Annotated in this window: 15 protein-coding genes; 8 read left to right on the top strand and 7 right to left on the bottom strand. The window is 72.5% G+C overall.

Going from position 1 to position 12,964, the window contains the following annotated elements:
- Positions 1-12 precede the first annotated feature (12 nt).
- Positions 13-213, bottom strand: a complete 201-nt coding sequence (locus AB0O28_RS25000; RefSeq protein ID WP_363644048.1) for a hypothetical protein — start codon at positions 211-213, stop codon at positions 13-15.
- A 73-nt stretch (positions 214-286) separates the two neighbouring features.
- Between AB0O28_RS25000 and AB0O28_RS25005 the strand changes: the two genes are divergently transcribed.
- Positions 287-1,519, top strand: a complete 1,233-nt coding sequence (locus tag AB0O28_RS25005) for an MFS transporter (RefSeq protein ID WP_363644050.1) — start codon at positions 287-289, stop codon at positions 1,517-1,519.
- On the opposite strand, the gene AB0O28_RS25010 is transcribed toward AB0O28_RS25005, so the two are convergent.
- Positions 1,516-2,268, bottom strand: a complete 753-nt coding sequence (locus tag AB0O28_RS25010; protein WP_363644052.1) for a TetR/AcrR family transcriptional regulator — start codon at positions 2,266-2,268, stop codon at positions 1,516-1,518. The two genes, AB0O28_RS25005 and AB0O28_RS25010, sit on opposite strands and share 4 nt — an antisense overlap.
- Before the next feature lie 200 nt (positions 2,269-2,468).
- On the opposite strand from AB0O28_RS25010, the gene AB0O28_RS25015 reads away from it, so the two are divergent.
- Positions 2,469-3,932 carry an MFS transporter gene (locus AB0O28_RS25015; protein WP_363644054.1) on the top strand — a complete coding sequence of 488 codons (1,464 nt, stop codon included), beginning with the start codon at positions 2,469-2,471 and terminating at the stop codon, positions 3,930-3,932.
- A 150-nt stretch (positions 3,933-4,082) separates the two neighbouring features.
- Here AB0O28_RS25015 and cofC read toward each other — a convergent pair whose 3' ends face one another.
- Positions 4,083-4,733 carry a 2-phospho-L-lactate guanylyltransferase gene (gene cofC / locus AB0O28_RS25020; RefSeq protein WP_363644056.1) on the bottom strand — a complete coding sequence of 217 codons (651 nt, stop codon included), beginning with the start codon at positions 4,731-4,733 and terminating at the stop codon, positions 4,083-4,085.
- Positions 4,734-4,811: 78 nt separating this feature from the next.
- On the opposite strand from cofC, the gene AB0O28_RS25025 reads away from it, so the two are divergent.
- The 3 genes from AB0O28_RS25025 to AB0O28_RS25035 all read left to right on the top strand — a co-directional run bounded on the left by AB0O28_RS25025 (position 4,812) and on the right by AB0O28_RS25035 (position 7,875).
- A complete protein-coding gene (locus AB0O28_RS25025) occupies positions 4,812-5,612 on the top strand; it encodes a lysophospholipid acyltransferase family protein (RefSeq protein ID WP_363644058.1) in 801 nt (266 codons plus the stop codon).
- 53 nt (positions 5,613-5,665) lie between these two features.
- Positions 5,666-6,673 carry an NAD(P)H-dependent glycerol-3-phosphate dehydrogenase gene (locus tag AB0O28_RS25030; RefSeq protein ID WP_363644060.1) on the top strand — a complete coding sequence of 336 codons (1,008 nt, stop codon included), beginning with the start codon at positions 5,666-5,668 and terminating at the stop codon, positions 6,671-6,673.
- An 86-nt stretch (positions 6,674-6,759) separates the two neighbouring features.
- Positions 6,760-7,875, top strand: coding sequence for a D-alanine--D-alanine ligase family protein (locus AB0O28_RS25035; protein ID WP_363644062.1), 1,116 nt, complete (start codon positions 6,760-6,762; stop codon positions 7,873-7,875).
- On the opposite strand, the gene AB0O28_RS25040 is transcribed toward AB0O28_RS25035, so the two are convergent.
- Together AB0O28_RS25040 and AB0O28_RS25045 are read right to left on the bottom strand one after the other, a co-directional pair.
- Positions 7,876-8,331, bottom strand: a complete 456-nt coding sequence (locus tag AB0O28_RS25040) for a DUF3515 domain-containing protein (RefSeq protein ID WP_363644064.1) — start codon at positions 8,329-8,331, stop codon at positions 7,876-7,878.
- A 23-nt stretch (positions 8,332-8,354) separates the two neighbouring features.
- Complete coding sequence (locus AB0O28_RS25045; RefSeq protein ID WP_363644066.1) at positions 8,355-8,588, bottom strand: Lrp/AsnC ligand binding domain-containing protein; 234 nt, start codon at positions 8,586-8,588, stop codon at positions 8,355-8,357.
- Positions 8,589-8,653: 65 nt separating this feature from the next.
- Between AB0O28_RS25045 and AB0O28_RS25050 the strand changes: the two genes are divergently transcribed.
- The 3 genes from AB0O28_RS25050 (at position 8,654) to thiD (ending at position 12,106) form a co-directional block, all read left to right on the top strand.
- A complete protein-coding gene (locus AB0O28_RS25050; protein WP_363644193.1) occupies positions 8,654-9,604 on the top strand; it encodes a thiamine-phosphate kinase in 951 nt (316 codons plus the stop codon).
- Between the two features lie 295 nt (positions 9,605-9,899).
- A complete protein-coding gene (locus AB0O28_RS25055; RefSeq protein WP_363644068.1) occupies positions 9,900-11,096 on the top strand; it encodes a hypothetical protein in 1,197 nt (398 codons plus the stop codon).
- Between the two features lie 212 nt (positions 11,097-11,308).
- The gene (gene thiD / locus AB0O28_RS25060; protein WP_363644070.1) at positions 11,309-12,106 is read left to right on the top strand and encodes a bifunctional hydroxymethylpyrimidine kinase/phosphomethylpyrimidine kinase; all 798 of its coding nucleotides are present in this window, start codon (positions 11,309-11,311) and stop codon (positions 12,104-12,106) included.
- Positions 12,107-12,215: 109 nt separating this feature from the next.
- Here thiD and AB0O28_RS25065 read toward each other — a convergent pair whose 3' ends face one another.
- Positions 12,216-12,647, bottom strand: a complete 432-nt coding sequence (locus AB0O28_RS25065; protein WP_363644072.1) for a hypothetical protein — start codon at positions 12,645-12,647, stop codon at positions 12,216-12,218.
- Between the two features lie 97 nt (positions 12,648-12,744).
- Positions 12,745-12,930 carry a 50S ribosomal protein L28 gene (gene rpmB, locus AB0O28_RS25070; protein ID WP_030506042.1) on the bottom strand — a complete coding sequence of 62 codons (186 nt, stop codon included), beginning with the start codon at positions 12,928-12,930 and terminating at the stop codon, positions 12,745-12,747.
- Positions 12,931-12,964: the final 34 nt, after the last annotated feature.

A 12,964-nucleotide genomic window follows, 5' to 3' on the forward strand; every position in this document is an offset into this window, starting at 1 on the left:
CCGACTGGCGATTCAGGGCGTCGGGAACGTGGAGAGCGTCACGTAGGTGACGCGGCCGTCCGCCATGACGAGGGCGACCCGCTGGCCGGGGCGCAGGTGCCGCAGCGGCCCGGCGTCGAACGCCTCGCCGTCGAAGGGGATCCGGGTGCCGTCGTCGAGGAAGGCCCAGCCCGAACGGGTCGCTGGGTCGAAGCTCTGCACCGTCGCCTGCACGCCGCCAGCCTACTCGCGCGGGGCCCGGCAATTGGTTTGACCATCTAACTATCGTGGTGTCAGCATCGTCCGCATGTCTGCGGTGGCGAGCGGAAGCCTGTGGCGCGTCAGGGACTTCCGGCGATACGCCGGGGCCGACGCGATCAGCAAGCTCGGCAGCGAGGTCTCCCTGGTCGCCCTGCCGCTCACGGCGGCGCTCACCCTCCACGCGAGCCCGTTCCAGGTGGGGCTGCTCACCGCCGCCGAGATGGCGGCGTTCCTGCTGGTCGGCCTGCCCGCGGGAGCCTGGGTGGACCGGATGCGGCGCCGTCCCGTGCTGGTCGCCGCCGACGTGGTCCGCGCGCTGGCGCTGCTGTCGATCCCGGCCGCGGGCGTGCTCGGCGTGCTCGGCCTGCCCCAGATGTACGCCGTGGCCCTGCTGAACGGGCTGTGCACGGTCTTCTTCGACGTCGCCCACCAGAGCTATCTCCCGGCGATCGTCGGCAGGGAGGACCTCGCCCGCGGGCACGGCACGCTCGCCGCGAACCAGTCGCTCGCCCAGCTCGCGGGCCCGGGGATCGGCGGCTGGCTGGTGCAGGCGCTCACCGCCCCGATCGCGGTGGTCGCCGACGCGCTGAGCTACGCCGGGTCCGCGCTGCTGCTCCTCGGCGTACGCGCGGACGAGAAGCCCGACGGAAGGGACGCCCGGGGCGGAGGCCGGCTGTGGACGGAGATCGCCGAGGGGCTCTCGTTCGTCGCGGGGCAGCCCGTCCTGCGCCGGGTCGCCGCCGTCGGAGCGCTGATGATGCTGTCGTTCGGCCTGTGGTCGGCCACGGTGCCGCTCTACCTCGTCCGCGAGGTCGGCACCAGCCCTGGCACGTACGGCATGCTGCTGTCGGCCGGTGCGGTGGGCGGGGTGGCCGGCGCCTGGCTCGCCCCGCGGATCGCGGCCCGCCTGGGAAGGGGGCGGGCCATGTACGCCTCGGCGTGGGCGGCCACGGTGTGCACCGCCCCGCTCGCACTGACGGCGGCGGGCCCCCGGCTGCTGATCCTTCCAGTGGCCCTGGCCGCGAGCGGGGTGGCGACCACCGTCTTCAGCGTGGCGCAGGGGGCCTACCGTCAGTCGATCTGCCCGCCGCATCTGCTCGGCCGGCTGAGCGCCACCATGCGCTTCCTGATGTGGGGCGCGATGCCGCTCGGCGGCCTGCTGGCGGGCACGCTCGGCCAGCTCGCCGGGGTGCGCGTCGCGTTCTGGGCCGCTTGTGGGGTCTACACGCTCGCCCACCTGCCGGTCCTGATCGCGCCCCGGATCCGCGAGGTCGCTTAGGCCTCCTCGCTCTCCTTGCCCTCCTCGCCGGGGTCCGGCTCGCCGATGTAGGAGGCGAGGCCGCGCAGGATGATCTCCAGGCCGAGCTCGAACCGGTAGTCGTTCGACTCGTCGATCATGATGTCGGCGAGCGCGACCAGGTTCGGGAACCGGTCGGGCGGCAGGGAGGCGAAGTAGTCGTTGATCTCGTCGCGCAGCTTGTGCCACGAGCTGTGGGTCTCGCGGTAGCGCTGCTGCCAGAGGCTCTCCTCCAGCGCGAACCCGTTGACGTACGTGGACAGCATGTCGCCGGAGATGGCCAGGACCCGCCGCGGCATCCCGGAGGCGCCGAGGACGGCCATCAGCCGCTCCACGTAGGGGAGCAGCTCCGGCGTGAACGGGACGTGCCCCATCGCGAGCTTCGTCAGGTCGCGACGGCTGAGCAGCCGCTCACGCGCCTGGCGGGCGAAATCCTTGACCTGCTCCCGCCAGTGCTCGGGGTCCGGCTCCGGAATCTCGTAGCCCTCGAACATGCGGGTGTACATGAGCTGCAGCAGTTCGTCCTTGTCGCGTACGTGCACGTACAGCGCCGAAACGGCGACACCGAGCTCGGCGGCGACCTGCCGCATGCTCAGCCGGTCGTAGCCCTCGCGGTCGAGGACCGTGTAGGCGGCGTCGACGATTCGCTCACGGGTGAGGGGCACCCTGGCCGGCGTACGTCGCTTGGGCGGACGCTCCCACGGCGGTGTGGGCATGTCCGGCTGCGTCATGAAGGACCTCCCGCTGTTCCGCCCATGCTAATGAACACCGCTCCGCGTTCACGAACACCGATCTGTGATCGAGATATATCTTGTGTCCTCCGCAATCGAGATATATCGTGGCGAACATCGAACTTTGCGCTGAACACTGATCGGTGCTAGAACAGCGCTCACTTTACTATGAACACTGTTCAGTCCCTAAGGGAGGGATGATGTCGGAACCCGTCACGGCGACCGCGCCGCCGGCGTCGGCGGCTGGAGCGCCGTACCGCTGGCGCTGGGCCGCTCTCTTCGTGATCCTCGCCGGCGAGGTCATGGACATGCTCGACGCGATGGTCACCAACATCGCGGCGCCCAACATGCGCGCCGACCTCGGCGGTTCCGAGGCCGTCATCCAGTGGCTGGGCGCCGCCTACACGCTCGCGATGGCCGTGGGGCTCATCACCGGCGGCCGACTCGGGGACATCTTCGGCCGCAAGCGTATGTTCCTGATCGGAGCCGCCGGGTTCACCGTGGGGTCCCTGCTGTGCGCCGTCGCCCAGTCGCCCGAGATGCTGGTCGGCGCCCGGGTGATCCAGGGCCTGTTCGGGTCCGTCATGCTGCCGCAGGGCCTCGGCATGATCAAGGAGATGTTCCCGCCCGAGGACGTGGCCAAGGCGTTCGGCATGTTCGGGCCGGTCATGGGCCTGTCGGCGGTCGGCGGCCCGCTCCTCGCCGGCTGGCTCGTAACGGCCGACTTCTGGGGCACCGGCTGGCGGATGATCTTTTTCATCAACCTGCCGCTCGGCCTGGCCGCGCTCCTCGCCGGGCTGCGTTTCCTGCCCGAGTCGAGGTCGCCGCGGCCGCCGCGACTCGACCTGGCCGGGGTCGCGCTCGCGTCCGTGGGCGCCTTCCTGGTGATCTACCCGCTGGTGCAGGGCCGCGAGCACGACTGGCCCGTGTGGGCGTTCGTGATGCTCGCCGCCTCGGTGCTCGTGTTCGCCGTCTTCGGCTGGTTCCAGTCCCGCCGCAGCCGCACGGGCGGCGACCCGCTGATCGTGCCGAGCCTGTTCCGCAAGCGTGCGTTCACCGGCGGTCTGTTCACCGGCATGGTGTTCTTCTCCGGCATGGCCGGGTTCATGCTGGCCTTCAACCTCTACTGCCAGCTGGGGCTCGGCTACTCGCCGCTCAAGGCGGGGCTCGCGACGGTTCCCTCGTCGATCGGCACGCTTCTCGGATTCGGCGCCGCGATGGGGCTGCAGAAGTTCGGGCGCAAGCTGCTCCAGGGCGGCACCCTGGTCATGACGCTGGGCGTGATCGGCGTCGTGATCACGCTGAACATCGCGGGCATGCACGTCAGCCCGTGGCAGCTCGCTCCCGCGCTGGCCGTCAGCGGTTTCGGCATGGGCATGCTGATGGCGCCGTTCTTCGACATCGTGCTCGCCGGCGTGGAGGAGCACGAGACGGGCTCGGCGTCCGGCACGCTGACGGCGGTGCAGCAGCTGGGCAACGCGTTCGGCGTGGCCCTGCTCGGCACGGTCTTCTTCGACCTGCTCGGCGACGTGCCCACCGCCGGGAGCTTCGACCAGGCCATGAAGGTCACCCTCTGGGTGGTCGCCGGAATGCTCCTGCTCACCTTCGCCGTGGCCTTCCTGCTCCCCAAGCAGGCCCGGGAGAACGCGGAGGCGGCCCACTGACACGACGACACGGGCGACCACGCCGGAGCGGGGGCTCGGCGTGGCCGCCTTTCGCGCATCCGGCTTTCGTGTGTCCGGCGCCGCCTCCGCCCCGCGGCCGGCCGGACGGTCAGCAGGGCGGGCGGCTCACCGGCTGAACGGGTCTCCTCTCTACGGCAGGGGAGCCGTGCCGCCGAGGATTCGGGCGGCGACCTCGGCGGTGGCGGGGCCGACGCCCAGGGTCAGGGCGTCGCGCAGGTCCTCCACCGTGTCCACGTCCCTGCGTACGGACGCGATCCCGGGCGGGGTCAGTTCCTTGGCCCCCCGGGACAGGTGCCTGGCCCTCGACTCGCCGCCGAACCCCGGCCGGAAGGACACGCCCGGTCGTACGCCGTAGAAGGTCGTGCCCACCTCGGCCGTGTCGGGAACGAACGCCTGGTCGAACTCCGCCGCCGCCGCGAGTGCCGTCTCCAGCTCGGCGGGCCGCAGGGCGGGCAGATCGGCCTGCAGAGCGCCGACGGCGTCGCCGGGCGCGAGCCGTACCGCCTCCTCCGCGCCCGCACGCAGAGCGGTGTTCAGCCCCCGGTCCGGATCGGCCACGACGTGGGCCCCGAGCGCGGCCAGCCGCCGGGCGGGCAACGGGTCGGCCGTGACGACCACCACGCGCGCCACCAGCGGGCACCGCAGCGCCGCCGCCACGGTGTCGGAGGCCACCGCGACCGCCAGATCGGTCCGGTACGGCCCGGCCGCCGTGGCGAGCCGTGTCTTGGCCCGGATCAGGGTCTTCACCGGGACCACTATTGACCATCGCGCGAGGTGCATGCCTGTAGCATCCCGCCTCGACATCGCGCATGGCCAACCGGGAGACTTGTCCCGGATCCCGGTGATTTTGGAGACCCTGTGAGCCACCCCAGCGAGCCCTCGTCCGACCCGACCAGCCCCCAGGCCACACCCCCGGCCACACCCGCCCCCGCCAGGGTGAGCCGCCGTGCCGGCCGGCCGCCGCGCTTCTGGGAGGCGCTCGCGGTCGTCGTCGTCAAGCCGCTCTCACGGCTGTTCGTGAAGCGGCGGTGGCGCGGCGGGGAGAACATCCCCCGCACCGGCGGACTGATCATCGCGGTCAACCACCTGTCGTGGTCGGACCCCGTGCTGCTCTCGCACTACCTGTACAACAACGGGCGGTGGCCGACGATCCTGGCCAAGGCGGGTCTCTTCCGGATCCGCGGACTCGGTCACGCCATCGCGCAGCTCCAGGCCATCCCGGTCGAGCGCAACAGCACCGAGGCGACCAAGTCGCTCAAGATCGCCGAGGAGCGGCTGCGGAGTGGCGCCTGCATCCTCTTCTATCCCGAGGGCACCATCACCCGCGATCCCGACCAGTGGCCCATGGTGGGCAAGACCGGCGTCGCCCGGCTGGCCCTCGCGACCGGCGTGCCGGTCGTCCCGATCGCCCACTGGGGCGCCCAGGAGCTGCTGCCGTACGGGGCGAAGAAGCCGCGCCTGCTGCCCCGCACGACCTTCCACGTGCTGGCCGGGCCGCCGGTCGACCTGTCCAGGTACGCCGGGCAGCCCATGCGCGGCTCGGTCCTGCGCGAGGCCACCGCGGACATCACGGCGGCCATCACCGGCCTGCTCGCCGAGATCCGGGACGAGAAGGCGCCCGAGGTTCCCTACGACCCGAAGAACGCGGCCAACGGCTGAGCGGGGCGTACGGTGTGGGAGGAGCGCGCGGAGCAAGAGGAGTGGTGCGGCCAGTGAGCAGGGCGGCTGTTTTCGGAACGGGCTCGTGGGGCACCACGTTCGCGATGATCCTCGCCGAGGCCGGCACCGCCACGACCCTGTGGGGCAGGCGGGCGGAGATCGTCGACGCGATCAACGAGACCCGGGAGAACCCCGAATACCTGCCGGGGATGCGGCTGCCCGACACCATCCGCGCCACGACGGACCCCGCCGAGGCCATGGAGGGCGCCGATTTCGTGGTCCTCGCGGTGCCGTCCCAGACGCTGCGCGCCAACCTCCAGGTGTGGAAGCCCCACATCCCGCCGGAGGCCGTGCTGGTCAGCCTGATGAAGGGCGTCGAGCTCGGCACGTGCAAGCGGATGAGCGAGGTCGTCTGCGAGGTGGCCGAGGTGCCGGAGCGCCGGGTGGCCGTGGTCTCCGGGCCCAACCTGGTGCCCGAGCTGGCCCAGCGGCAGCCCGCCGCGGCCGTCGTCGCCTGCTCCGACGAGGAGGTGGCCGCCCGGCTCCAGGAGGCGTGTCACCTGCCGTGGTTCCGGACCTACACCAACCCGGACGTGGTGGGCGTCGAGCTCGGCGGCGCGGTCAAGAACGTCATCGCGCTGGCCGTCGGGGTCGCGGCCGGCATGGGCCTGGGCGACAACGTGCGGGCGACGCTCATGACGCGCGGGCTGGCCGAGATCGCCCGGCTGGGCGCGGCGCTCGGGGCGGACCAGCACACCTTCGCGGGCCTCGCGGGCATGGGCGACCTCGTCGCGACCTGCACCTCGCCGCTGTCGCGCAACCGCACGTTCGGCGAGAACCTGGGCCGCGGCATGACGATGGCCGAGGTCGTCGCGGCCACGAAGCAGACGGCCGAGGGGGTCAAGTCGTGCGAGTCGGTGCTCGAACTGGCCAGGAAACACGACGTGGAGATGCCCATCACCGAGGTGGTCGTCGGCGTCGTCCACGACGGCATGACCCCCGGTGAGGCCGCGGTGCTGCTGATGTCGCGCACGCCCAAGCCGGAGCGCTACGGCGTCTGATCAGGTCTGATCGGGGATAACGGACCTCCGCGACGCGCGCGGCTGACAAGCCGTTTTGCGCCTCGAACACGGTAGATTCGGGCATCATGAATGAGGATCGCGAGTCCCCGTCACGCGTGCGCGTGGCAGTCGTCTTCGGCGGCCGCAACTCCGAGCACGCCGTTTCCCTGATGGGCGCCGGCAGCGTGCTGGATGCCATCGACCGGTCGAAGTACGAGGTCATCCCCATCGGCATCGCCCAGGACGGGCGCTGGGTGCTGGCGTCGGGCACCCAGTCCTACGCGATCGAGTCCGGCCGCCTGCCCGTCGTGGACGACTCCGGCACGGCGCTCGCGCTCCCCGGGGACTCCGGCACTCTCGTGGCCCTCGAATCCGGTGAGATCCCGCGCGCGCTCGGCCGGGTGGACGTCGTGTTCCCCATGCTGCACGGCCCGTTCGGCGAGGACGGGACGATCCAGGGTCTGCTGGAGATGGCCGGCGTCCGCTATGTGGGCTCCGGCGTGCTGGCGAGCGCGGTCGGCATGGACAAGGCGTACATGAAGCTCGTGCTGCGCGCCGCGGGGCTGCCGGTCGGCCCGTTCGTGGTCGTCCGCGACCGCGACTGGCGGCTCGACCGCGGCCGGGTGCTCAAGGAGATCGAGGAACTGGGCTGGCCGGTGTTCGTCAAGCCGTCCCGGGCCGGGTCGTCGCAGGGCATCTCCAAGGCGCACGACCCCGAGTCGCTGGAGGCGGCGATCGAACTCGCCCGCGAGCACGACCCGAAGGTGCTGGTCGAGGCCGCCATCGCCGGCCGGGAGGTCGAGTGCGCGGTGCTGGAGTCGCTCGACGACGCCGCTCCCGCGGCGAGCGTCCCCGGCGAGGTGCTCGTCCGGGGCGACCGCGAGTTCTTCGACTTCGAGGCCAAGTACTACCCCGACCAGATGGCGCTCCAGGCGCCGGCCGACATTCCGGCCGAGGTGGCGGAGACGGTGCGGTCCATGGCCGTGCGCGCGTTCGAGGCGCTCGGCTGCGAGGGCCTGTCGCGGGTCGACTTCTTCTACACGCCGTCCGGAGAGCTGATCGTCAACGAGATCAACACCATGCCGGGCTTCACGTCGCTGTCGGTCGCGCCGCAGCTGTGGGCCGCCACCGGCCTGCCGTACGACGGCCTGGTCGAGCGGCTGATCCAGCTCGCGCTGCGCCGGCCCGCGGGCCTGCGCTAGCTACTCGGGGATGCTGGACTTGATCGGCTCGGCGAGGTCGACCAGCACGGCCCCGGGCTGGTGGCCCTTGCCGATCGTCACCTCGACGTACGCGACCCGGTTGGTGGACGTGAACAGCGTCGGCCGGCGCGGGTCCTGGAACCAGCCGACGCCGTTGATGTCGGAGACCTCCGCCGTCGGCTCCATCGCGGCCGGCCGGGGCACCCCGCAGCGCAGGGCGATCTGGCCGTCGCCCCACACGGCGACGTACGGCGAGGGAGGCTCGGAGGCGGCCCGGCCGAGCCCGTCGAGCGTCTTCGGCAGCGCCGTGCCGAGCGTGCGGCAGGCCGCCGCCGCCTCGCCGGTCGGCGTGGGCGGCTCCACGTGCACCGTGGACGAGCAGCCGGCGAGCAGGGCGAGCGCCGCCACGACCGCGGCCGGCAGCGTCGTTCGTGCGGGCCCCTTCGCCTCTCGCATCGTCTCCCCGGCTCGTCTTCCGCTCAGATGTGAACGATCGGGCACGTCAGTGTACGGGTGATGCCCTGCACCGCCTGGATCTTGGCCACCACGAGCTTGCCGAGCTCGTCCACGTTGTTGGCCTGGGCCCGGACGATCACGTCGTAGGGGCCGGTGACATCCTCGGCCTGGGTGACCCCGGGGATGGTGGAGATCTCCTCGGCCACGTTGGCGGCCCTGCCGACCTCGGTCTGGATAAGGATGTAGGCCTGCACCATGACGCCCTCCGGATAGAGATCAGTGCCGGAGCGTAACCGTACCTCGAATGCACTAGGGGTGTGCTATCACAGTCGGAGATCTTGGCGAATTCGGAGTAATTCAACGTATATCGGGACGCCTTCCGCGGACCGCCGCCGTACTGCTGGGCCCCGGCGACGACGCCGCGGTCCTGAAGGCCCCCGACGGCCGGGTTGTCGTGAGCACGGACCTACTGATCGAGGGTAGGCACTTCCGCCGCGACTGGTCGAGTGGCTACGACATCGGCCGTAAGGCGGCGGCACAGAACCTTTCCGACATCGTTGCCATGGGGGCCGATCCCACCGCCCTCGTGGTCGGCCTGGGGCTGCCCGCCGACGTCGCCGCCGACTGGCTGGACGCCCTGACCGACGGCTTCCGCGACGAGTGCGACCTGGTGGGGGCGACCGTGGCGGGGGGCGACATCGCGCGCTCCGAGACCGTCGTGCTCGGCGTGACCGCGCTCGGCGATCTCGGCGGCCGGTCTCCGGTGACCCGGTCCGGCGCGCGTCCCGGCGACGTGGTCGCCGTGGCGGGCCGTCTCGGACACGCCGCGGCCGGTCTGGCCCTGCTCGGGGCGGGGGTGACCGGCGGCGCCCCGGATCTCGTGGCACTGCTGGAGGCGCACCGCCGTCCCCGGCCGCCGTATCCCTGTGGCCCGCGGGCCGCGCTGCTCGGCGCGACGGCGATGCTCGACGTCAGCGACGGCCTGCTGCAGGACCTCGGTCACGTCGCCGACGCGAGCGGCGTGGCCGTCGAGCTGGACGCCGCCGCCCTGCCCGTGCCCGAGGCGCTGTCCGCGGCGGCGCGCGATCTCGGCGCCGACCCCCTGGAGTGGGTGCTGACCGGCGGTGACGACCACGCTCTGGCCGCGACGTTCCCTTCCGGGGTACGGCTGCCGCCCGAGTGGACGCCCGTAGGGGCGGTCACGCAGGGGAGCGGAGTGCGCGTCGACGGTCAGACCTGGACCACGGGGGGATGGGACCACTTCCGAGGATGATGTGAAATTTGTGACATAGGCGTATTAGATCTGTTATTAAGTATGGCGGTCGGCAACAGGAAGGACCTCGATGGGCCGTCATACGGCAGGACGCAAAGCACGAGAGGGGCAGCCCTCTCCGGCTCCCGGCGACCCGCGGGGGACGGGCTCCGGCCCGGACCACCTGGCCTTCCGTCCGCCGGCGGCACCGGGTGGCGCCCCGGGGACCCTTCCCGGAAGCGGCTACGCCCGGCCGGGGACGGGCGGCGGGGACGCGCCCTGGCCTGCGCCCTCCGCCGGTTCGAACGGTGGTGGCGTGCCCTGGCCCGTGCCGCCCGAGGAGGCGATCAACGGGCACCTGCCGTTGACGGCGCCACCGTCGGAGGCGACGACCCGGATGTTCGCCGCACTGTCGCCCGAGAGCCTGGAGTCCGAGAGCCGGGAGCCTGAGAGCCTCGCGTCGTCCCGGCGGCCGACGTCGTCGGGGAGATCCGAGGGCGGAGGCGTCACCGGCCGGGACGACCGCGTGGAGCGGCCGAGACGCCTGCGGCGGCTGGCGCTCGTGTCGGGGCTGTCGGTGTTGGTCGCCGTGGGCGTCACGACCGGCGGTGCCCGCCTCATCGCCGGGCGGACCTCCCTGACTATGGAGCAGACGACGACGGCCTGCCCGGCTTCCGCGGACTGCGCCGCCGCGGGGGCGTCTCACGCAGAGCCGGGCTCCGGCGAGTCCCTCGGCGGGACACCCGTCCAGAGCGACTCGACCGGCGATCCGACCGGCGACCCGGTCAGGAACGGCCAGGAGGATTCCGGTGAGACCGGCGCCGATGAGGGGGAGCAGGGCCAGAAGGACGCGGGGAAGAGCACGGCAGGGCAGGACAAGCCGGCGAGGCCCCGGTCCACCCCGGCCCCCACGGCGAAAGGCCGGGATCGCGACCACACGGCCGCCCGTACGCGCACTCCGTCCACCGCCGCCCCACGGGCGTCTGCCCAGGCGTCCGCGCAGGCCGGCGACGCTCCCGTCGCCGTCGCGCCCGCCGGAGAGGGCACGGAGAACACCGTGCCCGACGGAGACGCCCAGCTCGGTGAGGACGCCCCCGGCGACAGCGGAAGCACCGAGGACGCCGCGGGCACGGACGCGGCCGGCACAGGCACGGACACGGCGCGGACGGAGTCCGCTTTCGCCGGCGGTCCTGCGGTGCGGGTGGGGATCACGGTGACACGCCGTGCCGGGAGCGGCTACACGGCACGGCTCGCCGTACGCAACGAGGGGCCGGCCCTGCCCGCCTGGACCATCAGGCTGGCCGTCGGCGGACAGGTGACCGCGGTCGAGGGGGCGGACTGGCGGCAGCAGGGGAACACCCTGATCCTGAGCTCGCAGACCGCGCTGGGCGAAGGCGGCACGCTGACGTTGACCGTCCGCGCCGACGGAGCGTCCGCCGCACCCGCCGACTGCGTGCTCTCCGAAGGACGGTGCGAGGTGAGCGGCCCCGGTCCGTCCAGGCGCCGCGGCTGACCCGCTCCGCGCTCCGGCCCGCTCCGCCCCGGCCCGCTCCGCTCCGGCCCGCTCCGCTCCGGCCCGCTCCGCTCCGGCCCGCTCCGCTCCGGCCCGCTCCGCTCCGGCCCGCTCCGCCCCGGCCCGCTCCGCCCCGGCCCGCCCGGCCGGGGCGGCCATCCGGGGAACGAGGCGTTTCGGGGGAGCGGCGGGCGTTTTGGTTGGATGGTCGCATGACCACCCCACCACGTGTCCTGACGATCGCGGGCTCCGACTCCGGCGGCGGCGCCGGCATCCAGGCCGACCTGAAGACCATGCTGGCCCTCGGCGTGCACGGCATGAGCGTCATCGCGGCCGTGACGGCGCAGAACTCGCTGGGCGTGCAGGGCTACTGGGAACTGCCCCCCGAGGCGGTGCGGGCGCAGCTCGACTCGGTCCTCGGCGACATCGGAGCCCAGGCGATCAAGACGGGCATGCTGGCGTCGTCCGTGCTGGTGGAGACCGTCGCGGAGGTGCTCGCGGGCGTGACCGCGCCCGTCGTGGTGGACCCGGTCGGCGTGTCCAAACACGGCGACAGCCTGCTCGCGCCGGAGGCCGTGGAGACCGTCAAGAGCGTGCTGCTGCCGGCCGCGACCGTGGTCACCCCCAACCTGTGGGAGGTCGAGCAGCTCACGGGCGTCAAGGTCGAGGACGAGGGCGACATGCCCCGCGCCGCCGAGGCCGTGCTGGCCCTCGGCCCGAAGTGGGCGCTGATCAAGGGCGGCCACCTGCCCGGGGAGCCCGTGGACCTGCTCACCGACGGATCGAGCGAGCACCGCTTCACCGCCGAGCGGCACGACAACCGGCACACCCACGGCACCGGCTGCACGCTGGCCTCCGCCATCGCGTCGTACCTCGCTCTCGGCGAGGACGTGCCCGGAGCCGTACGGCGGGCCAAGGAGTACGTCACGGGCGCGATCGCGCACGGCTTCCCGCTGGGGGCGGGCATCGGCCCGGTCGACCACGGGTGGCGTCTGCGCCGCGCCCTCTGAGCAGCCGGCGGCCGATGGCGGCAGGCGCCGCGGCGCCCCGACGGCAGCCGCACCGTTCACCTGGTCATGTGCCGCGCGGAGGTCCGGGCAGGGGCCGCGCCGCCGAGAGTCACAGCAGGCGGCCGAGGGGGTCGTGGGCGAGGCGGCGCAGGACGGTCGCCACCTCGGCGGCCTCCGGCTCGGGCCGCGTCCCGGACTCCACCGCGTCGGCGAGCGCCGTGAGTTCTCGCGGAGGAAGCAACGCGCCGTCCAGGTCGCGCAGGCGGAGCTTGATCCGGCGTCCCGAGGGGTTCTGGGCGACCAGCAGGGGAATCCGGCGGCCGGTGCGCCGCCTTCCCTCGCCGTCCGCCGCACGTTCGTACTCCGGCTCGGAGTCCAACCACACCTGGGCGGTGGAGAGGTCGGCGCTGCCGCTCGTGAGCGTTCCCCGCACGTGGAGGACGGACCCGGTCAGGCGGGCGCCGTACCGGAAGGTGTGCAGCAGGACCACCACCAACGTCACGGCCCCGACGAGGACGACCACAGCGGGAATGGCCAGCACAAGGGCGCCCGGATCCCCATCGCCGGGGAATCCGGTGTCCGGGCATGCGAAAGCCCGCCACCGGAACCGGTGGCGGGCTTTCGCGGATGTCAGACGGTCAGCGCGTGACCTTGCCCGCCTTGATGCAGGAGGTGCAGACGTTCATCCGCTTCGGCGTCCCGTTGACCACCGCGCGCACAGTCTGGATGTTGGGGTTCCAGCGGCGGCGGGTGCGGCGGTGCGAGTGGGAGATGTTGTTGCCGAAAATCGGCTTCTTGGCGCAGACGTCGCAGACGGAAGCCACGGTAATCGCTCCTTTGAATCAGTCGATCGGCCCG

This window comes from Microbispora sp. NPDC088329 (genome assembly GCF_040685655.1).
Lineage (GTDB): Bacteria > Actinomycetota > Actinomycetes > Streptosporangiales > Streptosporangiaceae > Microbispora.